Origin of the sequence: Kitasatospora sp. NPDC059722 (genome assembly GCF_042733235.1) — a bacterium.
Classification (GTDB): domain Bacteria; phylum Actinomycetota; class Actinomycetes; order Streptomycetales; family Streptomycetaceae; genus Kitasatospora.
Map to the genome: position 1 here is coordinate 26,634 of NZ_JBHWGD010000041.1, position 19,369 is coordinate 46,002.

Genomic DNA, 19,369 nt, shown 5'->3' on the forward strand with positions numbered 1-19,369 from the left:
TGGCCGACGGGGGGATACGAGAGACATGATGGACGAGAAGCGGCTGGTCAAGACGAGCAAGATGCTGTCGCGCATCCTGCGGCACGAGCCCGGGTGGGTCGGGATCACCCTCGACGAGGCCGGCTGGGTGCGGATCGACCTGCTCCTCGCCGCCCTCGCGGCGAAGGGCAACCGGCTGAGCAGGGCCGACCTGGACCACATCGTCGCGACGAACAACAAGCGCCGGTTCGGCTACTCCGCCGACGGTCTCTCGATCCGCGCCAACCAGGGCCACACGGTGGCGGTCGACCTCGGTCTGGCCGCCGCCGTGCCGCCCCCGGTGCTCTACCACGGCACCGCCGACCGGCACCTGGCGGCGATCTTCCACGAGGGCCTGCGCCCGATGGCCCGCCAGGACGTCCACCTCTCGGCGGACACCGAGACGGCCACCCGGGTCGGCTCCCGGCACGGCCGTCCGGTCGTGCTCACCGTGAACGCCGCCGCGATGGTGGCGGACGGCCACGAGTTCCGGATCAGCGAGAACGGCGTCTGGCTCACCGGCGCCGTCCCCCCGCAGTACCTCTCCCGGCGGCCCTGACGGACCCGTCGCGCGTGTCCGCCCGCCCCGGTCTCGTCCTCGGCCGGGGTGCGGCGTACGGTGAATTGGCCGCGCGGCCGGACGCGCGGGTGCTCCGACGAGGACGGTAGGACATGGGCAAGAGCGCGGACGGCGGGCAGGTCCACCGGATCACGGGGGCGCGCAGCAGCCTCACCGAGGACGTCCGCGGGCGGCAGCGCCGCTACGTGGCCTCGATGCTGCTGCGGACGGTCTGCGTGCTGCTGGCCGTGGTGCTGTGGGACGTGCAGCGCTGGCTGGCGGTCGGCGCGCTCGCGGGCGGCGTGCTGCTGCCGTACTTCGCGGTGCTGATCGCCAACGCCGGACGGGAGCGGGCGCCGGGTCTGCCGAGCACCTTCGACATCCCGCTCGACACCCCGCTGATGCTCGGCCCCGGTGGTACGGGTGGGGCGGGTGCGGCGGCCGGTACAGGAGAGGCAAAGAAGTCTCCCACCGATCCTTCACAGAGCGGGAGCTGACTGTCCGGGTCCTCCACGTTCACGATGGTTTGACTCGGCGAAAGCTCAAAAGAACCTCAGATTAATCATGCAAGACCTCCCCAAACCGGGGTCTCGGCGTGACATACTGCGTACGCGCTCCGCATCCCCCGTCGGAGCGACGGACCGACGCCGGGCGGCTCCCCCCGTGGCTGCCCGGCGTCGCCATGCCCGCCCCGGGCCGCGCCGGGATCCCCGGCCGCCGGTGTGCGGAAGGGCCCGTGAAAGACTGGCGGTGCACAACCCCCGCCAAGCCCCGAGGACGGCCCGATGGACACCCCGCAGACGCCGATCTGCTCCGCCAAGGGCTGCCGGGCGGACGCCGGCTGGGTGCTGGTGTGGAACAACCCCAAGCTGCACACCCCGGACCGTCGCAAGACCTGGCTCGCGTGCGACGAGCACCGCGAGCACCTGTCCCAGTTCCTGGGCGTGCGCGGCTTCCTCAAGGAGGTCGTCGCCTTCGCCGACTGGACCTCTCAGGCGGACTAGTGCCACAGCACTAGCCGCTAGCCCCCGATCGCCGACATCGGCCGGTCGGGCTGGTGGAACTCCGGGTCGTCGATCCCCGCGCCCGCCTTCTTCCCCCACATCGCCGCCCGCCACAGGGCGCCGATCTCGGCGTCGTCGGCGCCCGTGCGCAGGGCGGTGCGCAGGTCCGTCTCCCCGGTCGCGAAGAGGCAGTTGCGCACCTGGCCGTCGGCGGTGAGCCGGGTGCGGTCGCAGGCGCGGCAGAAGGGGCGCGTGACGGAGGCGATCACGCCGACCCGGGCCGGGCCGCCGTCCACCAGCCAGCGTTCGGCCGGCGCGGCGCCCCGGCGCGCGGAGGGCTCCGGGGCGAGCGCGAAGCGCGCGGCGAGCCGGTCGAGGATCTCCTCGGCGGTGATCATCGACGTGCGGTCCCAGCCGTGCTGGGCGTCCAGCGGCATCTGCTCGATGAACCGCAGCTCGTAGCCGCGCTCCAGGCACCAGGCGAGCAGGTCGGGCGCCTCGTGGTCGTTGACCCCGCGCATCAGCACCGCGTTCAGCTTCACCGGGGTCAGCCCGGCGGCCTCGGCGGCGGCCAGCCCGTCCAGGACGTCCTGGTGGCGCTTGCGGCGGGTGAGCGTGAAGAACACCTCGGGGTCGAGGGTGTCCAGGGAGACGTTGACGCGGTCGAGCCCGGCCTCGCGCAGCGCCGTCGCGGTGCGGGCCAGGCCTATCCCGTTGGTCGTGAGCGAGATCTCCGGGCGCGGCTCCAGTTCGCCGCACGCGGCGACGATCGCGACGAGCCCGGGGCGCAGCAGCGGCTCGCCGCCGGTGAAGCGCACCTCCCGCACGCCGAGGTCGCGCACCGCGATCGTGACCAGCCGGACGATCTCCTCGTCGGTGAGCAGGTCGGGCTTGCCGAGCCACTGCAGCCCCTCCTCGGGCATGCAGTACGTGCAGCGCAGGTTGCACCGGTCGGTGAGGGAGACGCGCAGGTCGACGGCCTGTCGTCCGAACGTGTCGAGTAGCACGGCGGTCCCTTCACCAGTAATGCGGCCGGCCCGGCCCACCGTCGCGGCGGGGCCGGGCCAGCATAGTCATCGCGCGGTGATCAGTGGGCGCCCAGTCCGGTCAGCGAGCGGACCTCCAGTTCAGCGTACTTCGCCGGGTCGGGGCTTTCCTTGGACAGCAGGGTGCCGATCCAGCCGGCCAGGAAGCCGATCGGGATGGAGACCAGGCCGGGGTTCTCCAGCGGGAACCAGTGGAAGTCCGAGTCCGGGAAGAGCGAGGTCTTCGCGCCGGAGACCACCGGCGAGAAGATCACCAGCAGCACCGAGCTGATCAGGCCCGCGTAGACGGAGGCGACGGCGCCGGCCGTGGTGAAGCGCTTCCAGAACAGCGAGTAGAGCAGCGTCGGCAGGTTCGCCGAGGCGGCCACCGCGAAGGCCAGGGCGACCAGGGCCGCGGTGTTGAGCTTGCCGGCGAAGAGGCTGAGCACGATGGCCACCGCGCCGATCGCGACGGCGGCCCACTTCGCCGAGAGCACCTCCTCCTTCTCGGTGGCCCGGCCGCGCCGGATCACGTTGGCGTAGAGGTCGTGCGCGAAGGAGGCCGAGGAGGCCAGGGTGAGGCCGGCGACGACGGCGAGGATGGTGGCGAAGGCGACCGCGGAGATCACCGCGAGCAGGATCGCGCCCCCGGTGGAGCCCGCGCCGCCGCCGAGCGACTCGGCCAGCTGCGGCGCCGCGGTGTTGCCCGCCGCGTTGGCCGCCTTGATCGCCTTGGGCCCGACGAGCGCCGCCGCGCCGAAGCCGAGCGCCAGCGTCATCAGGTAGAAGACGCCGATGATGCCGATCGCCCAGAGCACCGACTTCCGCGCCGCCTTGGCGGTGGGCACGGTGTAGAAGCGGACGAGGATGTGCGGCAGGCCGGCGGTGCCGAGCACCAGCGCGATCCCGAGGCTGATGAAGTCGAGCTTGGTGGTGCCGCTGACGCCGTACTTCAGCCCGGGTTCGAGGAAGGCCGCGCCCTTGCCGCTCGCGCTGGCGGCGGCGCCGAGCAGCTCGGACGGGTTGAAGTGGTACTTGGCGAGCACCAGGACGGTCATCAGCGCGGTACCGGCGATCAGCAGCACGGCCTTGACGATCTGCACCCAGGTGGTGCCCTTCATGCCCCCTATCACGACGTAGACGACCATCAGCGCGCCGACCGCGACGATGGTCCAGCGCTTGGCGCCCTCCCCGCTGACGCCGAGCAGCAGGGCGACCAGCGTCCCGGCGCCGACCATCTGGGCGAGCAGGTAGAAGATCGACACGATGATCGTGGAGACGCCCGCGGCGGTGCGCACCGGGCGCTGCTTCATCCGGAACGCGAGCACGTCCGCCATGGTGTAGCGGCCGGCGTTGCGCAGCGGCTCGGCGATCAGGAGCAGGGCGACCAGCCAGGCCACCAGGAACCCGATCGAGTACAGGAAGCCGTCGTACCCGGAGAGGGCGATGGCGCCGGCGATGCCGAGGAAGGACGCGGCGGACATGTAGTCGCCGGAGATGGCCAGGCCGTTCTGGAAGCCGGTGAAGCCCCGGCCGCCGGCGTAGAAGTCGGCGGCGTCCTTGGTCTGCCGGCCGGCCCAGACGGTGATGCCGAGCGTGAGCAGCACGAAGAACCCGAACAGGGTCATCGTGAGTCCGCGGTGCTCGGTGGCGGAGCTGGCGAGCAGGATCATTCGGCGGACTCCCGGGGGGCATGGACGACGGCGCCGTGGGCCTCGCGGATCGCGGCGGCGGGCGGGTCGATCCGCCGGTCCGCGTACCGGGCGTACCACGCCGCGATGGCGAAGGTGGTGACGAACTGCAGCAGCCCCAGCACCAGTGCGACGTTGATGTGCCCGACGACCTTGGTGCCCATCAGACCGGGCGCGTAGCTGGAGAGCAGGATGTAGAGCAGGTACCACAGCACGAAGCCGATGGTGACCGGGAAGGCGAAGTTCCGGAAGGAACTCCGCAGGGCCCGGAACTCCTGGCTCTCGTCGATGAGTTGGACATCCGTAGGGGCAGTGGTGATCGGCGGCGATTCCACGCTGTACTCCTCACTCCTTCGGCGTAGCGGTCGCACAAGGCGGACGGTCGGACGTGAGGGGCGTCACAATCCGTATGCGCGCCGCGCAATGCTAGGAGCGTCGTGCCCGCCCCGGAAGGGGTTGACTGCGATCGGCCGCCTGTTCACCCCCTCGCACTATCCAATTGGCCGAAAACCACCACTGGCGTCACTTCGGGACCGCCTCGCCCCACGACTGAGGGGCGCCACCGTCCAACGGTGGCGCCCCTCGTGACGATCTCTCGGGTTCGAGCGGGACCGTCAGAAGGCGATCCGGACCTTCAGGGCCGAGCGGTCGTCCATCGCCCGGTAACCGTCCGGGACCTCCGCCAGTCCGACCGTCCGGTCGAACACCAGGCCCGGCTCGATGGCGCCCGAGAGGACGTCGGGCAGCAGCTCGGGGATGTAGGCGCGGGCCGGCGCCACCCCGCCGCTCAGCGAAACGTTGCGACCGAACATCTGGCCGATATCGACGCCGGCGCTCCCGCCGTGCGGCACCCCGACGTAGCCCACCGCGCCGCCGTCGCGGGTGATCGAGACGGCCGTGCGCATCGACTCCTCGGTGCCGACGGCCTCCAGCACCGCGTGCGCGCCCAGTCCGCCGGTCAGCTCCTTCACGGCTTCCACGGCCGCGTCGCCGCGCTCGGCCACCACGTCCGTCGCGCCGAAGCGCCGGGCGAGGTCCGTGCGGGCGGGGTGCCGGCCGAGCGCGATGATCCGGCCCGCGCCGAGCCGGTGCGCCGCCAGCACTCCGCACAGGCCCACCGCGCCGTCGCCGACCACGGCGACCGTCGCACCCGGACGCACCCGCGCCGAGACGGCCGCGTGGTGTCCGGTGGACATCACGTCCGACAGTGCGAGCAGGCCGGGCAGCAGCTTCTCGTCGCCGGCCGCCTCCTTCGGCAGCCCGACCAGCGTCCCGTCCGCGAACGGCACCCGGACCGCCTCACCCTGGCCGCCGTCCGAGCCCACCTGGCCCCAGAAGCCGCCGTGCGGGCAGGAGGTCTGGAGGCCTTCGAGACAGAACTCACAGGTGCCGTCCGACCAGACGAACGGCGCCACGACGAGGTCGCCCTTCGCGAAGCCGCGCACCTCGGCGCCGGCCTCCTCGACGACGCCCAGGAACTCGTGGCCGATCCGCTGCCCGGCCACGCGCTGCGCGACCCCGCGGTAGGCCCAGAGGTCGCTGCCGCAGATGCAGGCGTTCAGGACCCGGACCACGGCGTCCGTCGGCTGGCGGACCACCGGGTCGGGGACCTCTTCGATCCGGATGTCGTTGGGGCCGTGGATGACGGTGGCGCGCATGGATTTTCGTCCTTGTCTACGGGGTCGGCCGCATGTACGACGCCTATGCGGAACACTCTATTCCGACCGCCCCACCTGAACATTTCGGCCGGACGCCACCCGATCGGCGCTTATCCTGTTGGACCATGCAACCGATCCAGCCCGAGACGCACGGCGTGCACCTCCCGGCCCAGCGCACCGCCACCCTCGACGGGGGCTTCGCCGTGGTGGACGTCGAGACCACCGGCCTCGGCCGCTCGGACCGCGTCATCTCCGCGGGCGTCTACCAGCTGGACCCGGACGGCGAGATCACCGACCACTGGTACACCCTGGTCAACCCCGAGCGGGACCCGGGCCCGGTCTGGATCCACGGCCTCACCGCCCAGCTGCTCTCCGGCGCCCCGACCTTCCCGGAGATCGCCGACGAGTTCGCCACCCGCCTCGCGGACCGCGTCCTGGTCGCCCACAACGCGCTCTTCGACTGGAACATGATCTCCCGCGAGTTCTCCCGGGCCGGCCGCCGCGCCCCGGTCGACCAGCGGATCTGCACCATGGTCCTCTCCCGCGACCTGCGCCTGCCGCTGCCCAACGGCAAGCTCTCCTCGCTCGCCGCGCACTTCGGCGTCCAGCAGCGCCAGGCCCACAACGCCCTGGACGACGCCCGCGTGCTCGCCGAGGCGTTCCGCCCCAGCCTGCACCTGGCGCGCCTGGGCGGCGTCCCGCTGCCCCTGCAGACCTGCGTCGCGGTCACCGACCTCGGCGAGGACGAGCCCGCCGCCCCCGGCCGCAGCGGCTGGACCGGCGCCGCCTACCGCCAGGCCAAGAAGCGCCCGCCGTGCCCGTACCCGAACCCGGGGCGCTGGGAGGACGGCAAGCCGCTGGTCCAGGGCATGCGGGTGGCGTTCACCGGCGACACCGCCACCGACCGCGAGCTGCTGGAGGACCGCGCCGCCGAGGCCGGCCTGCACATCGCCGGCTCGGTGAGCCGGCTCACCAGCCTCCTCGTCACCAACGAGCCGAACAGCTGGAGCGGCAAGGCGCGCAAGGCCCGCGAGGTGGGCACCCCGGTCGTCGGCGAGGACGCCTTCCTCCAGCTGCTGCGCGAGGTCGCCCCGCACCCCGGTGCGTGAGGCGCCTGTGAGGTCGGCGTACGGTTCCCATGTGTACCGTTTTCTGCTGACCCGGCAATGGCTGATCACCCTGCTGATCGCGCTGCTGCTGATCCCCACGACGATCAAGCTGGGTTTCTGGCAGCTGCACCGTCACGAGGCGCGGGTGGCCCGCAACGAGCTGATCGCCAAGGCGCTCACCGCCCAGCCGGAGCCGTTCGACAGCCTGTCGCCGACCGCGGGCTTCGCGGTCCCCTCGGACCTCACCTGGCGCGCGGTGACGGCCGCCGGCCAGTACGACCCGGCGCACGAGTTCGTGGTCCGCAAGCGGACCGACTCCAACGGGACCATCGGCTACTTCGTCGTGACCCCGCTGAAGCTGTCGGACGGCAAGGGCACCGTCCTGGTCAACCGCGGCTGGGTCGCCTCCGGTGACACCGCCACCGAGTACCCGCCCGTCCCGGCGGCCCCGAACGGCGAGGTCACCGTCACCGGCCGGATGCGCGCCGACGAGACGGTCAAGGGCAGCGGCGGTTTCGTCAAGGACCGGGCCGGCCTGCCCGACCGCCAGTTCAACCTGATCAACACCGAGCAGCAGGCCAAGGAGACCGGCGTCCCCCTGCTCGGCGGCTACCTGGAGCTCACCGGCACCACCCCGGCCCCGGCCGCCCAGCCCGCGCTGATCCCCGACCCCGACCACTCCGACATCGGCCCGCACATGGCCTACGCGATCCAGTGGTGGCTGTTCACCTCGATGATCCCGGTCGGCGTGTGGATCCTGATCCGCCGCGAGGCCAAGGACCGCGCCAGGCAGCAGGCCGAACCCGAGGCCGCCGCGGAGACCGTCCCCGTCTGAGACCGTCCCCGCCCGAGGTCGGGCGCGCTTGAGGTCGGGCGCGCTTGAGGTCGGCCGCGCCACGCCGGACGCCCCCGACCCGGCAAGATGTCCCCCATGGATCTCGGACTGAAGGACAAGGCGTACGTCGTCACCGGTGCCACCCGCGGCCTCGGCTTCGCCACCGCCCGTGAACTCGCCGCCGACGGCGCCCACGTGCTGGTGACCGGCCGGACCGAGGAGGCCGTGGACGCGGCCGTCGCCGAACTCGCCGGTCTCCCCGGCACCGTCCGCGGCGTGACCGCCGACAACGCCGACCCGCGGACCGCCGAACGGCTCGTCGCCGAGGCGAGCGCCGCCTTCGGCCGCCTGGACGGCGTCCTGATCAGCGTCGGCGGCCCCCAGGCCGGCCCGGTCGGGACGACCCCGGAAGAGGCCTGGCGCGACGCCTTCGAGTCGGTCTTCCTCGGCGCCCTGCGCATCGCCCGCACCGCCGCCGCGGCCCTCGGCGAGGGCGGCGTGATCGGCTTCGTGCTCTCGGCGTCCGTCCGCCAGCCGATCGCGGGCCTCGGCATCTCCAACGGCCTGCGCCCCGGCCTCGCGATGGCCGCCAAGTCGCTCGCCGACGAGCTCGGCCCGCGCGGCATCCGGGTGGTCGGCCTGCTCCCGGCCCGGATCGACACCGACCGGGTCCGCGAGCTCGACGCCCTCGGCGGCGACCCGGACGGCGCCCGCGCCCACCACAGCGCCGCCATCCCGCTCGGCCGCTACGGCACCCCGGAGGAGTTCGGCCGGGTCGCCGCGTTCCTGCTCTCCCCCGCCGCGTCCTACCTGACCGGCGTGATGGTCCCGGTGGACGGCGGAGCCCTGCGCACCCTCTGAGCCCCCGGCCGGTCACTCCACCCGCGGAGGCCTCCGCCGCTGCCGCCGCCGACGGCGCCGCGGACCGGCGGGGGCCTCCTGGAGCACCCGGATCCGCAGGTCGGCGGGCAGCTCCGGCACCCCGAGGCTCCCGAGGGCGTCGGCCCGCGGTCCCGTCTCAAAATGCTCCACCAGCGCGGCCGGGTCCCCGCCGGGGGTGAGCCGGACGGCCCCCCGCAGCCGCGGGTGCCCGGGCGCGCGCACCAGGCGCACGTCCACGCGCTCGACCTCGGGCAGCACGACGGCCCCCGACTCCAGCGCCTCTTCCAGCGCCCGCGCGCTCACCCGCATCCTGAGCCCGGCCACCCCGGGCGTCGGCACCGCGATGCTGGAGAGCCCGGTGCGCCGCAGCTGCGCCACGAGCCACCACACCATGGCCAGGACCAGCACCGACAGCCCGCCGATGACGGTCGGCCACCACCAGGAGCCCGCCACCCACCGGGTGCGCGACCTCGCGCTCACCACGGGCTGGTGGGGCGAGGTCAGCGGCCACCAGTCGGGCGGGTGCACCCCGAGCCGCCCGTACAGGTCGAGCCCGCCGGCCAGCACCAGCACCCCGGCCACCACGAGCGTCGCCCCGACCAGTCCGATCAGCACCCGGTTGACGGTCCCCCGGCTCATCCCGCCGCCCCGCCCACGCCGCCCGCGCTCCCCGCCGCCTCCGTCTCCGCCTCCCCGGCCCCCTCCCGCGGCACCGTCCGGACGTCCAGCCGCAACGGCCGCGCCAGCGTCACCCGCGCGAGCTCGTCCCGCAGCTGCCGCTGCAGCGACGCCGGGTCGGACGGCCCGTACAGGTGCACCCGGACCCTCCGCCGCCCGATCTGGATCCGGACCCGCTCGACGTCCGGGAGCCCGGCCGCCCGGTCGGTCAGCAGGTGCCCGATCCCGGACCGGTTGATCACCGCGCTGGTGCCCCCGTGCGGACGCAGCGCCAGCCACCGGCGCAGCCCCGGCGCGAACGCCAGCCAGAGCAGCAGCGCCCCCAGCCCGGTGGCCGCCCCCGCCCCGACCAGGACCCACAGGTCGTCGAGGTGACGGGTCGCGAGCTCGTCCGCGATCTCCGCCCGCCACCGCCGGACGGAGTGTCCGGTCCGCACCGACACCACGTCATAGAGCAGCGCGCCCGCGATCACCAGCACGCCCGCCGCCACCAGCACCGCCTCGGGCGTCCGCGCCGCCCGCGGCCGCCGTACCTTCCCCTCGCCCGCCCCCGCCCCCGCCTCCCCCTCCTCCGGCGCCGTCACGACCGCCCTCCCGTCACCAGCCGCTCCACGACCACGACCACCTCCGACACCCGCGTCCCCGTCAGCCCCTTGACCCGTGTCCCGACGCGGTCCCGCACGGCCCGGGCGAGCCCGGCCAGATCGGCGGGGAACGGCAGCTCGACCTCCACCCGGACCCGGACGGTGCTGCCGGGGACGGACACCGACACCACGGGCAGCGCACCCCTGACCGACCGTCCGGCCCACGCCTCCGCCAGGGCCTCCGTGGCCGCGCGGGCCGCGATGCGCGCGTACGCGCGGTCGGAGATCCGGATCCGGCCGCGCGTCGCCGCCGGGGCGGCCGGGCCCGCCATCAGCGGCGCCGGTCGCGGCCGCGGAGCAGGTCGCCCAGGTCCCCGAGTTCGATGTCGCCCTCCAGCAGCCGCCCGGCCACGAAGCCGACCAGCCCCAGCGCCGCCACCAGCAGGAAGGCCGCGAACCCGCCGAAGTACCCGGCGAAGCCGAGCGCCATGCCCACCACAAGGCCGACCACGGCCAGGTTCATCCGCTACTCCCTCGTCCTGCGCCCGGGATCCCGCGCGCCCGGGCCGTCACTTGAGCTTGGGCCGCTGCCCGGACGGCACCATCTGCTCCTCTTCCTCCTCGAACTCCGGCTCGTCCGGGAGGTGCACGTCGTTGACCGCGATGTTGACCTCGACGACCTCAAGGCCGGTCATCCGCTCGACCGCGTTGATGATGTTCTCCCGCACCTGGCGGGCGAGTTCGGGGATGACGACGCCGTACTCGACGACCAGCGCGATGTCGATCGCGGTCTGCTTCTCGCCGACCTCGGCCTTGATGCCGCGTCCGACGCTGGACCTGCCGCCGGGCACCCGGTCCCGCATGGCGCCGAACGTCCGGGCGAGCCCGGAGCCGAGGGCGTGGATGCCGGAGACCTCGCGGGCCGCCATGCCGGCGATCTTCTCGACCACTCCGACGGCCAGCGCCGTCCGGCCGCGCTCGCCGACCGGCTTGGGCGCGGCGGCGGCGGACCCGCCGGTCGAACCGGGCGCGCCGGAGGAACCGGACGGGCCCGAGGCGTGGGAAGGAGCAGAGGCGTGGGAAGGAGCGGAGGCCGGGGCGTTGGCGGGGTTCTTGTGCATGCTCGCGGGCGTCGGAGTGTCAGGCATGGGGCGGGTCTCCCGTCGTACGGCTCCAGCTATATCGCAGATCCCCACAACTCTGGCATTTCGCCACGTTTCGCGCCCGCCGAGCGACGCTCCGGCAACCCCGCGGGAACCCCCGGGAACGACGGAGGCCCGGCTCCGGGGAGCACCCCCCGGACCGGGCCCACCGAGCGGGAACGGACGTCAGTCGCCGATGCCCGCCAGGTCCCGCAGACGACGGGCCTGTGCGAGCCGTTCGGCGGAACGCTGCTCGTCGAACGACCGGCCCGAGGCCCCCTGCAGCAGGGCCTTCGTCTCGATCGCGGCGTTGCGCGGCGCGGCCAGCAGCGCGGCGGCCAGGTCGCGCGCGGCGCCGTCGAGCTCCGCGCCCGGGACGGCGATGTTGGCCAGGCCGATCGCGACGGACTCCTGCGCACCCACCCAGCGGCCGGTCACGCAGATCTCCAGCGCCCGCGCGTAGCCCACGAGTTCGGTGAGCGGCTTGGTGCCGGCGAGGTCGGGGACGAGCCCGAGCGACGTCTCCTTCATGGAGAACTGGACGTCCTCCGCGACGACCCGCAGGTCGCAGCCGAGCGCGAGCTGGAACCCGGCGCCGACGGCGTGCCCCTGGACGGCCGCGATCGAGATCAGGTCGGGCCGGCGCCACCAGGTGAAGGCCTCCTGGTAGGTGGCGATGGTGTCGTCGAGCTCCTTCTCCTCGGCGGCCGCGAGCTGGAGGAAGCTGGGCTCGCCGGGGATGCCCTCGGGGGTGAACATGGCCCGGTCGAGGCCGGCGGAGAAGGAGACGCCCTCCGCGCGGAGCAGCACGACGCGGACGGTGCCGGGCAGATCACGGCCGGCGGCGGCGAGGGCGCGCCACAGGGCGGGCGACTGGGCGTTGCGCCGCTTGGGCTGACACAGGGTGACGACGGCGAGGTCGCCGTCGATCTCCAGGCGGACGCCGTCCTGCTCCCCGCTCGGGGTCTGCGGGTCGGTGGCGGGGGCGGTCATGCGGAGACCTCCGGTGGCGAGGGACTTGGCTACCGGAGAGTAACAAACCCGGGCGCGCAGCGGCAGACCCAGCCGCCCGGGAGTACGGGGGAATTCGTCGAAAAGGAAATGCGGGCATGACGATCGGCGGCCGGTCCACTCGATCCGAGGGTGGACGAATCAGCTGGTCGACTCACGATCAGCCCACGATCGTCGGACAATTAGCGACGATCGCCACTCGTCTCCCCGGTCGGCGCCCTGCCGCCGCGTCATCCAGCCATGAGCCGACGGGCCGTCAGGAACCGGCCCCGGCAGTCGCCTTGTTCTTGCCCCGCGTGGCACCGCCGCGGCCCCGGAGGATCACTCCGGATTCGCTCAGCATCCGGTGCACGAAGCCGTACGAGCGACCGGTCTCCTCCGCGAGAGCGCGAATGCTCGCCCCGGAGTCGTACTTCTTCTTGAGATCGGCCGCGAGCTTCTCACGCGCGGCACCGGTCACCCGGCTGCCCTTTTTCAGAGTCTCGGCCACCCGTGCCTCCTCGTAGCGTTGCTCGGTCAGATTCCCATGATCACCCATCCACCGCGTCCTGGCCACCCATTCGACAAGGTCGATGTCGGGAATGCGCCGTCCTTCGGTGGTGATCCGAGCGCACCAGGGCGCTCACGCAGAGTGCACGCCCCCGGGCGAATTGCGCCGGGTGCCGGAAAATAGCTGATCAGCAGCGTGGGGGGGGCCCCCCCCAACCGGTCTTCCGGCTCAGATCTCGCCGCGCAGCTTGGCCAGCGCCTCGGCGAGGATCGCCTCGCCGTCGGCGTCGGTGCGCCGCTCGCGGACGTAGGCGAGGTGGGTCTTGTACGGCTCGTTGCGCGAGGGGGCGGGCGGGTTGTGCTCGTCCTGTCCGGCCGGGAAACCGCAGCGCGGGCAGTCCCAGGTGTCCGGGATGACGGCTTCGGCGGCGAAGCTGGGACGGGTCTCGTGCTTGTTGGCACACCAGAAGGAGATCCGGTTGCGCGGCGCGGACTCGCCGCGCTCCGCCTCGCCCATCGGGCCGGCTCCGACCCTGCTGCCACGGATGGCGTTGCCACTTGCCACGGTCTGACTCCCTGCGTGCTGGTACGCCGACCCGCCGCGGTGCGCGTCGGTGGCGAAAGTCGTCCTAGTGTAAGCAGGAGTTAAGGGTGCGCCACCATCGCCTCCGCCCCCGACCGTCCCAGGATAGGCGCTCGGGCGACGGGGCGTCAGGCTTGTGCGGGCTCCGTTACCAGCAGAGGTGTGCGGCCGGTCCTAGCCCTTGTACTTGAGCAGCAGGCTCAGCACCATGATGGAGGCGAACCAGCCCAGACCGACCACGATCGTGATGCGGTCGAGGTTGCGCTCGGCCACCGCGGAGCCGCCACCGGTGGACATCGCGCCACCACCGAACATGTCGGACAGACCGCCGCCCTTCCCCTTGTGCAGCAGCACGAGCAGGATCATCAGCAGGCTGAAGATGATCAGGGCAATAGAGAACCCGAGAACCACGACGGGACCAACTCTCTCGTATCTTCGGCGAAGGGGCCGGGCCGCGTCCGGCGGTCCGGCCCCAAAGCCTACGTTGCTGCGGCGGCGTTAGCCTACTGCCTGGTCACGGTAGCGCACGATCTTGGCGAACTCCGCGGCGTCCAGCGAAGCACCGCCGATCAGTCCGCCGTCGATGTCGGGCTTGGCCATCAGGCCGGCCGCGCTCGACGACTTGACCGAACCGCCGTACAGCACACGGACCTTGTCGGCCAGCGCGCCGTCGTACAGCTCGGCGATCCGCTTGCGGATGGCCGCGCAGACCTCCTGCGCGTCCTCCGGGGTCGCCACCTCGCCGGTGCCGATCGCCCAGACCGGCTCGTACGCGATCACGACGGTCTCGGCCTGCTCGGCCGGGACGTCCTTGAGGCCGCCGTCCAGCTGGGCCAGCGTGTGCTCGACGTGGGTGCCGGCCTTGCGGACCTCCAGCGGCTCGCCGATGCACAGGATCGGGGTGATCCCGGCCCGGTAGGCGGCCTTGACCTTGGCGTTGACGATCTCGTCGGTCTCGGCGTGGTACTGGCGGCGCTCCGAGTGGCCGATCACCGCGTAGGTGCAGCGGAGCTTGGCCAGCATCGGGCCGGAGACCTCGCCGGTGTAGGCGCCGGAGTCGTGCTCCGAGATGTCCTGCGAGCCGTACTTGATCTTCAGCTTGTCCGTCTCGACCAGCGTCTGCACCGAGCGCAGGTCGGTGAACGGGGTCAGGACGGCGACCTCGACGGCCGCGTAGTCCTTGTCGTTCAGGGTGAAGGCGAGCTTCTGGGTGTGCTGGATGGCCTCAAGGTGGTTGAGGTTCATCTTCCAGTTGCCCGCCATGAGCGGGAGACGTTCGGTCATTGCGTTCAGCCTTCCAGGGCGGTGAGACCCGGGAGCTGCTTGCCCTCCAGGTACTCCAGGCTCGCGCCACCGCCGGTCGAGATGTGTCCAAAGGCGTTCTCGTCGAAGCCCAGGATGCGGACGGCCGCGGCGGAGTCGCCGCCGCCGACCACGGTGAAGCCGGGGCTGTCGAGCAGCGCCTTCGCGACGGCCTTGGTGCCGTTGGCGTAGTCGGGGTGCTCGAAGACGCCCATCGGGCCGTTCCAGAACACCGTCCCGGCGTCGGCCAGCTTCTCCGCGTACAGCTCGCGGGTCTTCGGGCCGATGTCCAGGCCCTCCTTGTCCGCCGGGATGGCGTCCGAGGAGACGAGGTCGAAGGTCGCCGGGGTCTTGCCCTTGAGGTCCGGGAAGTCGGCCGACACCAGGACGTCGACCGGCAGGACGAACTCGACGCCCCGCTTCTCGGCCTCGGCCAGGTAGTTCAGGCAGACCGGGATCTGGTCCTCCTGCAGCAGCGAGATGCCGACCTCGTGGCCCTGGGCCTTCAGGAAGGTGTACGCCATGCCGCCGCCGATCAGGATGCGGTCGGCCTTCTTCAGCAGGTTGTCGATCACGCCGAGCTTGTCGGACACCTTGGCGCCGCCGAGCACGACGACGTACGGGCGCGCGACCTCGTCGGTGAGCTTCTTCAGCACGCCGACCTCGGTGGCGATCAGGTCGCCGGCGGCGTGCGGCAGCAGGGCCGGGAGGTCGAACACCGAGGCGTGCTTGCGGTGCACCGCGCCGAAGCCGTCGCCGACGTACAGGTCGGCCAGGGCGGCCAGCTGCTCGGCGAAGGCCTTGCGCTCGGCGTCGTCCTTGCTGGTCTCGCCGGCGTTGAAGCGCAGGTTCTCCAGCAGCGCGACCTGGCCGTCGGCCAGGCCGGCGACGGCGGCCGCGGCGCTCTCGCCCACCGTGTCGGTGGCGAAGGAGACGTCCTTGCCGAGGATCTCGCCGAGGCGCGCGGCCACCGGCGCGAGGGAGAACTTCTCCTCCGGCGCACCCTTCGGGCGGCCCAGGTGGGAGGCGACGACGACCTTCGCGCCGCGCTCCAGGAGCTTGGCGATGGTCGGGGCGACCGCGCGGATGCGGCCGTCGTCGGTGATCGCGGCGCCGTCCAGCGGCACGTTCAGGTCGGCGCGGACGAAGACGCGCTTGCCGGCGACGTCGAGGTCTTCGATGGTCTTCACGGGTTCTTCGGTCTCCTGGGGAGATGGGGGGATGCGCAGGTGGGCGGCACGGCGCAGGGGCCGCCCGGAAGGTTCTTGTACGCAGAACGAGGGCCCGGTCGGCGTCGTGCGCCGTCCGGGCCCTCGCCCTCACATCACGTCAGCTCCCACTGCGTCAGAGCTGGCCACCGACGAGGGTGACCAGGTCCACGACGCGGTTCGAGTAGCCCCACTCGTTGTCGTACCAGCCGAGCACCTTGACCTGGTTGCCCTGGACCATGGTGAGCTGCGAGTCGAAGATGCAGGAGGCCGGGTCGTTGACGATGTCCGAGGAGACGATCGGGTCCTCGGTGTAGGCCAGGATGCCCTTGAGCGGGCCCTCCTGCGCGGCCTTCTGGAAGGCGGCGTTGACCTCGTCCTTGGTCACCTCGCGCTCCAGGGTGACGACCAGGTCCGTGATGGAGCCGGTCGGGACCGGGACGCGCAGCGAGGTGCCGTCCAGCTTGCCCTTGAGCTCCGGCAGGACCAGGGCGGTCGCCTTGGCCGCACCGGTCGAGGTCGGGATGATGTTCTGCGAGGCCGCACGAGCACGGCGCAGGTCCTTGTGCGGGAAGTCCAGGGTCACCTGGTCGTTGGTGAACGCGTGGACGGTGGTCATCAGACCCTTGACGATGCCGAAGCTCTCGTTCAGCACCTTGGCCATCGGCGCCACGCAGTTGGTGGTGCACGAGGCGTTGGAGATGACGTGGTGGTTGGCGGCGTCGTACTTCTCGTCGTTGACACCCAGGACGATGGTGACGTCCTCGTCGGTGGCGGGCGCCGAGATGATGACCTTCTTCGCGCCGGCGGTGAGGTGCTTCTTCGCGGCCTCGGCCTTGGTGAAGATGCCGGTGGACTCGACGACGATGTCGGCGCCCAGGGCGGCCCACGGCAGGTTCGCCGGGTCGCGCTCGGCCGTCACCTTGAAGGTGTGGCCGTCGACGGTGATGCTGTCCTCGGTGTGCGAGACCTCGCCCGGGAAGGTGCCCAGGGTGGTGTCGTACTTGAGCAGGTGAGCCAGGGTCTTCGTGTCAGTCAGGTCGTTGACACCGACGATCTCGATGTCCGCGCCCTGGGCCTTGACCGCGCGGAAGAAGTTGCGGCCGATGCGGCCGAATCCGTTGATGCCTACCCGGATCGTCACGAACCGATCTCCTCGTTAGGTACGCCGGAGCTAAGCCGACGGGGGTGAGATTTGGGAAGTCCCCGACCGCCTATGACCCTACCCCTCCGGGGCCTGGGAGGGCACATCGCACCAATTCGCGAGACGTGGCGTGGCGTGGCCCAAACCCCATTTCAGGCCTTCCGTCCTTGGTTCCCCGGGCAGTTGGACCCGGGCCAGTGGTCTCTACCAATTTGCCAAACCGGACTCCGGCCGCACGGACCCGCGCGGGCCGTCCGGACACGACGGCGGCCGGTGCCCGGAATCCGGACACCGGCCGCGAATCGGTCACGACCGTGATCGTCGGCTCGTCAGTTGAGCGCCATCTCGTCGGTGAGGTTCGCCTCGGTGCTCGGCAGGCCGAGCTCGGAGGCGCGCTTGTCGGCCATCGCCAGCAGGCGGCGGATCCGGCCGGCCACCGCGTCCTTGGTCAGCGGCGGGTCGGCGAGCGCGCCGAGCTCCTCCAGCGAGGCCTGCTTGTGCTGCATCCGCAGCTGGCCGGCCGCGGCCAGGTGCTCGGGCACCTCGTCGCCGAGGATCTCCAGCGCGCGGGCCACCCGGGCGCCGGCCGCGACCGCGGCGCGGGCCGAGCGGCGCAGGTTGGCGTCGTCGAAGTTGGCGAGGCGGTTGGCGGTGGCCCGGACCTCGCGCCGCATCCGGCGCTCCTCCCAGGCGAGCACCGACTCGTGCGCGCCCAGGCGCGTCAGCAGCGCGCCGATCGCGTCACCGTCCCGGATGACGACCCGGTCCACCCCGCGGACCTCGCGGGCCTTGGCGGGGATGCCGAGCCGGCGGGCGGCGCCGACGAGGGCGAGGGCCGCCTCGGAGCCGGGGCAGGTGATCTCCAGCGAGGACGAGCGGCCGGGCTCGGTGAGGGACCCGTGCGCGAGGAAGGCCCCGCGCCAGGCCGCCTCGGCGTCGCAGGTCGCCCCGGAGACGACCGCCGGGGGCAGGCCCCGGATCGGGCGCCCGCGGCCGTCCACGAGGCCGGTCTGGCGCGCGAGCAGCTCGCCGTCCTTGACCACGCGCACGACGAACCGGCTGCCGCGGCGCAGCCCGCCGGGGGCCATCACGACGAGGTCGGAGGAGTGCCCGAAGATCTCCAGCAGGTCCTTGCGCAGGCGCCGCGCGGCCGCCCCCGTGTCGAGCTCGGCCTCGATCACGATCCGGCCGCTCACGATGTGCAGCCCGCCTGCGAACCGCAGGATCGCCGACACCTCCGCCTTGCGGCAGCAGGCCCGGGTGACCGGGAGCCGGCTGATCTCGTCCTTCACCGCTGGAGTCATCGCCATGGCCCGATCCTTCCATGTGTCCGGAAAATCCGGTCGTACGCTGCCGCCAACAGCTCCGGGTCGTGTCGCGGGGTTCCGTCGGTGCGGGCCACCCGGCCGAGCACCAGGGCCGCGCCCATCCGCTCGGCGGCCTTCTCCAGGCCGTCCAGGTCGGCCTGGCCGAAGGCGCCGCCGGTGACGGCCCGCTCGTCCACCAGGATCGCATCCACGGCGAGCCCCGGGGCGTGGTCGGCGATGACCTCCAGGTGGCGCTGCGGCGTGAAGCCCTCGGTCTCGCCGGGCTGGGGCGCCAGGTTGAGCGTGAGCAGGCGGCGGGCGCGGGTCTCGACCAGGGCCTTGGCGAGGTCCGGCACCAGCAGGTGCGGCAGCACGCTGGTGAACCAGGAGCCCGGGCCGAGCACCACCCAGTCCGCCTCGCGCACGGCCGCGACGGCCTCCGGGACGGCCGGCGGCTCCTCCGGCACCAGCCGGATCGACTGCACGGTGCCCGGCGTGACCGCGACGCTGGCCTGGCCGCGGACGGCCGTGACCGCGCCCGGGTGGGCCGGGTCGTGGCCGCGGACGGTGGCCTCGATGTCCAGCGGCACCGCCGACATCGGCAGCACCCGGCCCTGGACGTTCAGCAGCCGGCCGACCCAGTCCAGCGCGGCGACCGGGTCGCCGAGCTTCTCCCACAGCGCGACGATCAGCAGGTTGCCCACGGCGTGGCCGCCGAGGTCGCCGCTGCCGGTGAAGCGCTGCTGGATCACCTCGGACCAGGTGCGGCCCCAGTCGTCGTCCCCGCACAGGGCCGCCAGGGCCTTGCGCAGGTCGCCCGGGGGCAGCACGCCCAGCTCGGTGCGCAGCCGCCCGCTGGAGCCGCCGTCGTCGGCGACGGTGACCACGGCGGTCAGGTCGCTGGTGAGCCGGCGCAGGGCCGACAGTGACGCGGACAGGCCCTGGCCGCCGCCGAGGGCGGTGATCCGGGGGGCCGGGTTGGCCCGGGCGGGGCTGCTGCGCGGCTTGCTGGGAGCCGGGGTCCTCGCAGGGACCCCGGTCCGGTCGCCGTTCTTGTGGTGCGGCTGCCGTCCGGGCACGTATCCCGTCACACCCACCTCGCGTTCCTCTTCGCCCGCGGCCGCCCGGCCGGCGGCCCGG

The 19,369-nt window shown here is 72.6% G+C and carries 24 protein-coding genes; 6 read left to right on the forward strand and 18 right to left on the reverse strand.

What is annotated here, in order from left to right; translation table 11 throughout:
* Nucleotides 1–28: 28 nt before the first annotated feature.
* The 3 genes from ACFV4F_RS24750 (at nucleotide 29) to ACFV4F_RS24760 (ending at nucleotide 1,581) form a co-directional block, all read left to right on the forward strand.
* Nucleotides 29–577, forward strand: a complete 549-nt coding sequence (locus tag ACFV4F_RS24750; RefSeq protein ID WP_380446253.1) for an RNA 2'-phosphotransferase — start codon at nucleotides 29–31, stop codon at nucleotides 575–577.
* A gap of 113 nt (nucleotides 578–690) precedes the next feature.
* Complete coding sequence (locus ACFV4F_RS24755; RefSeq protein WP_380446248.1) at nucleotides 691–1,074, forward strand: DUF3099 domain-containing protein; 384 nt, start codon at nucleotides 691–693, stop codon at nucleotides 1,072–1,074.
* 288 nt (nucleotides 1,075–1,362) lie between these two features.
* Nucleotides 1,363–1,581, forward strand: coding sequence for a hypothetical protein (locus ACFV4F_RS24760; protein WP_380505484.1), 219 nt, complete (start codon nucleotides 1,363–1,365; stop codon nucleotides 1,579–1,581).
* A gap of 17 nt (nucleotides 1,582–1,598) precedes the next feature.
* Here ACFV4F_RS24760 and moaA read toward each other — a convergent pair whose 3' ends face one another.
* From moaA to ACFV4F_RS24780, 4 genes are all read right to left on the reverse strand, one after another.
* Nucleotides 1,599–2,588 (reverse strand): GTP 3',8-cyclase MoaA, encoded by a 990-nt coding sequence (gene moaA / locus ACFV4F_RS24765; RefSeq protein WP_380445090.1) that lies wholly within the window; start codon nucleotides 2,586–2,588, stop codon nucleotides 1,599–1,601.
* A gap of 80 nt (nucleotides 2,589–2,668) precedes the next feature.
* Nucleotides 2,669–4,279 (reverse strand): cation acetate symporter, encoded by a 1,611-nt coding sequence (locus ACFV4F_RS24770; RefSeq protein ID WP_380445091.1) that lies wholly within the window; start codon nucleotides 4,277–4,279, stop codon nucleotides 2,669–2,671.
* Nucleotides 4,276–4,632, reverse strand: coding sequence for a DUF485 domain-containing protein (locus ACFV4F_RS24775; RefSeq protein WP_380445092.1), 357 nt, complete (start codon nucleotides 4,630–4,632; stop codon nucleotides 4,276–4,278). The genes ACFV4F_RS24770 and ACFV4F_RS24775 overlap by 4 nt, the downstream gene beginning before the upstream one ends.
* A 279-nt stretch (nucleotides 4,633–4,911) precedes the next feature.
* Nucleotides 4,912–5,955, reverse strand: a complete 1,044-nt coding sequence (locus ACFV4F_RS24780; RefSeq protein WP_380505487.1) for a zinc-dependent alcohol dehydrogenase family protein — start codon at nucleotides 5,953–5,955, stop codon at nucleotides 4,912–4,914.
* A gap of 125 nt (nucleotides 5,956–6,080) precedes the next feature.
* Between ACFV4F_RS24780 and ACFV4F_RS24785 the strand changes: the two genes are divergently transcribed.
* The 3 genes from ACFV4F_RS24785 (at nucleotide 6,081) to ACFV4F_RS24795 (ending at nucleotide 8,760) form a co-directional block, all read left to right on the forward strand.
* Nucleotides 6,081–7,064 carry a DEDDh family exonuclease gene (locus ACFV4F_RS24785; RefSeq protein WP_380499163.1) on the forward strand — a complete coding sequence of 328 codons (984 nt, stop codon included), beginning with the start codon at nucleotides 6,081–6,083 and terminating at the stop codon, nucleotides 7,062–7,064.
* A gap of 31 nt (nucleotides 7,065–7,095) precedes the next feature.
* Nucleotides 7,096–7,899, forward strand: a complete 804-nt coding sequence (locus ACFV4F_RS24790; protein ID WP_380505489.1) for an SURF1 family protein — start codon at nucleotides 7,096–7,098, stop codon at nucleotides 7,897–7,899.
* Nucleotides 7,900–7,995: 96 nt separating this feature from the next.
* Nucleotides 7,996–8,760 (forward strand): SDR family oxidoreductase, encoded by a 765-nt coding sequence (locus ACFV4F_RS24795; protein WP_380505491.1) that lies wholly within the window; start codon nucleotides 7,996–7,998, stop codon nucleotides 8,758–8,760.
* 12 nt (nucleotides 8,761–8,772) lie between these two features.
* Here the strand turns inward: ACFV4F_RS24795 and ACFV4F_RS24800 are convergent, their stop codons facing one another.
* The 14 genes from ACFV4F_RS24800 to yvcK form a co-directional block, all read right to left on the reverse strand.
* Nucleotides 8,773–9,420 (reverse strand): alkaline shock response membrane anchor protein AmaP, encoded by a 648-nt coding sequence (locus ACFV4F_RS24800; RefSeq protein ID WP_380445097.1) that lies wholly within the window; start codon nucleotides 9,418–9,420, stop codon nucleotides 8,773–8,775.
* Complete coding sequence (locus ACFV4F_RS24805) at nucleotides 9,417–10,043, reverse strand: DUF6286 domain-containing protein (protein WP_380445098.1); 627 nt, start codon at nucleotides 10,041–10,043, stop codon at nucleotides 9,417–9,419. Before ACFV4F_RS24805 ends, ACFV4F_RS24800 begins: the two co-directional genes overlap by 4 nt.
* Nucleotides 10,040–10,375, reverse strand: a complete 336-nt coding sequence (locus ACFV4F_RS24810) for a hypothetical protein (protein ID WP_380445099.1) — start codon at nucleotides 10,373–10,375, stop codon at nucleotides 10,040–10,042. The genes ACFV4F_RS24805 and ACFV4F_RS24810 overlap by 4 nt, the downstream gene beginning before the upstream one ends.
* The gene (locus tag ACFV4F_RS24815; RefSeq protein ID WP_380445100.1) at nucleotides 10,375–10,566 is read right to left on the reverse strand and encodes a hypothetical protein; all 192 of its coding nucleotides are present in this window, start codon (nucleotides 10,564–10,566) and stop codon (nucleotides 10,375–10,377) included. The genes ACFV4F_RS24810 and ACFV4F_RS24815 overlap by 1 nt, the downstream gene beginning before the upstream one ends.
* Before the next feature lie 46 nt (nucleotides 10,567–10,612).
* On the reverse strand, nucleotides 10,613–11,164 hold the full coding sequence (locus tag ACFV4F_RS24820) for an Asp23/Gls24 family envelope stress response protein (RefSeq protein WP_380445126.1): 552 nt from the start codon (nucleotides 11,162–11,164) through the stop codon (nucleotides 10,613–10,615).
* Between the two features lie 207 nt (nucleotides 11,165–11,371).
* Nucleotides 11,372–12,178 (reverse strand): enoyl-CoA hydratase/isomerase family protein, encoded by an 807-nt coding sequence (locus ACFV4F_RS24825; protein ID WP_380445101.1) that lies wholly within the window; start codon nucleotides 12,176–12,178, stop codon nucleotides 11,372–11,374.
* Between the two features lie 274 nt (nucleotides 12,179–12,452).
* The gene (locus ACFV4F_RS24830) at nucleotides 12,453–12,686 is read right to left on the reverse strand and encodes a helix-turn-helix domain-containing protein (RefSeq protein ID WP_030059940.1); all 234 of its coding nucleotides are present in this window, start codon (nucleotides 12,684–12,686) and stop codon (nucleotides 12,453–12,455) included.
* A 228-nt stretch (nucleotides 12,687–12,914) separates the two neighbouring features.
* Nucleotides 12,915–13,202 (reverse strand): RNA polymerase-binding protein RbpA, encoded by a 288-nt coding sequence (locus tag ACFV4F_RS24835; protein WP_030308030.1) that lies wholly within the window; start codon nucleotides 13,200–13,202, stop codon nucleotides 12,915–12,917.
* A gap of 240 nt (nucleotides 13,203–13,442) precedes the next feature.
* On the reverse strand, nucleotides 13,443–13,679 hold the full coding sequence (gene secG, locus ACFV4F_RS24840) for a preprotein translocase subunit SecG (protein WP_380444447.1): 237 nt from the start codon (nucleotides 13,677–13,679) through the stop codon (nucleotides 13,443–13,445).
* Nucleotides 13,680–13,766: 87 nt separating this feature from the next.
* A complete protein-coding gene (gene tpiA / locus ACFV4F_RS24845) occupies nucleotides 13,767–14,552 on the reverse strand; it encodes a triose-phosphate isomerase (RefSeq protein WP_359960816.1) in 786 nt (261 codons plus the stop codon).
* A gap of 5 nt (nucleotides 14,553–14,557) precedes the next feature.
* Entirely contained in the window at nucleotides 14,558–15,760 is a 1,203-nt protein-coding gene (locus tag ACFV4F_RS24850; protein ID WP_380444445.1) for a phosphoglycerate kinase, read from the reverse strand.
* A 154-nt stretch (nucleotides 15,761–15,914) separates the two neighbouring features.
* Nucleotides 15,915–16,922: a type I glyceraldehyde-3-phosphate dehydrogenase gene (gap, locus tag ACFV4F_RS24855; protein WP_380444443.1), complete on the reverse strand. Its 1,008-nt coding sequence runs from the start codon at nucleotides 16,920–16,922 to the stop codon at nucleotides 15,915–15,917.
* Between the two features lie 329 nt (nucleotides 16,923–17,251).
* Complete coding sequence (gene whiA, locus ACFV4F_RS24860) at nucleotides 17,252–18,232, reverse strand: DNA-binding protein WhiA (RefSeq protein WP_218199523.1); 981 nt, start codon at nucleotides 18,230–18,232, stop codon at nucleotides 17,252–17,254.
* The gene (gene yvcK, locus ACFV4F_RS24865) at nucleotides 18,223–19,320 is read right to left on the reverse strand and encodes a uridine diphosphate-N-acetylglucosamine-binding protein YvcK (protein WP_380444479.1); all 1,098 of its coding nucleotides are present in this window, start codon (nucleotides 19,318–19,320) and stop codon (nucleotides 18,223–18,225) included. Before yvcK ends, whiA begins: the two co-directional genes overlap by 10 nt.
* Nucleotides 19,321–19,369 lie beyond the last annotated feature (49 nt).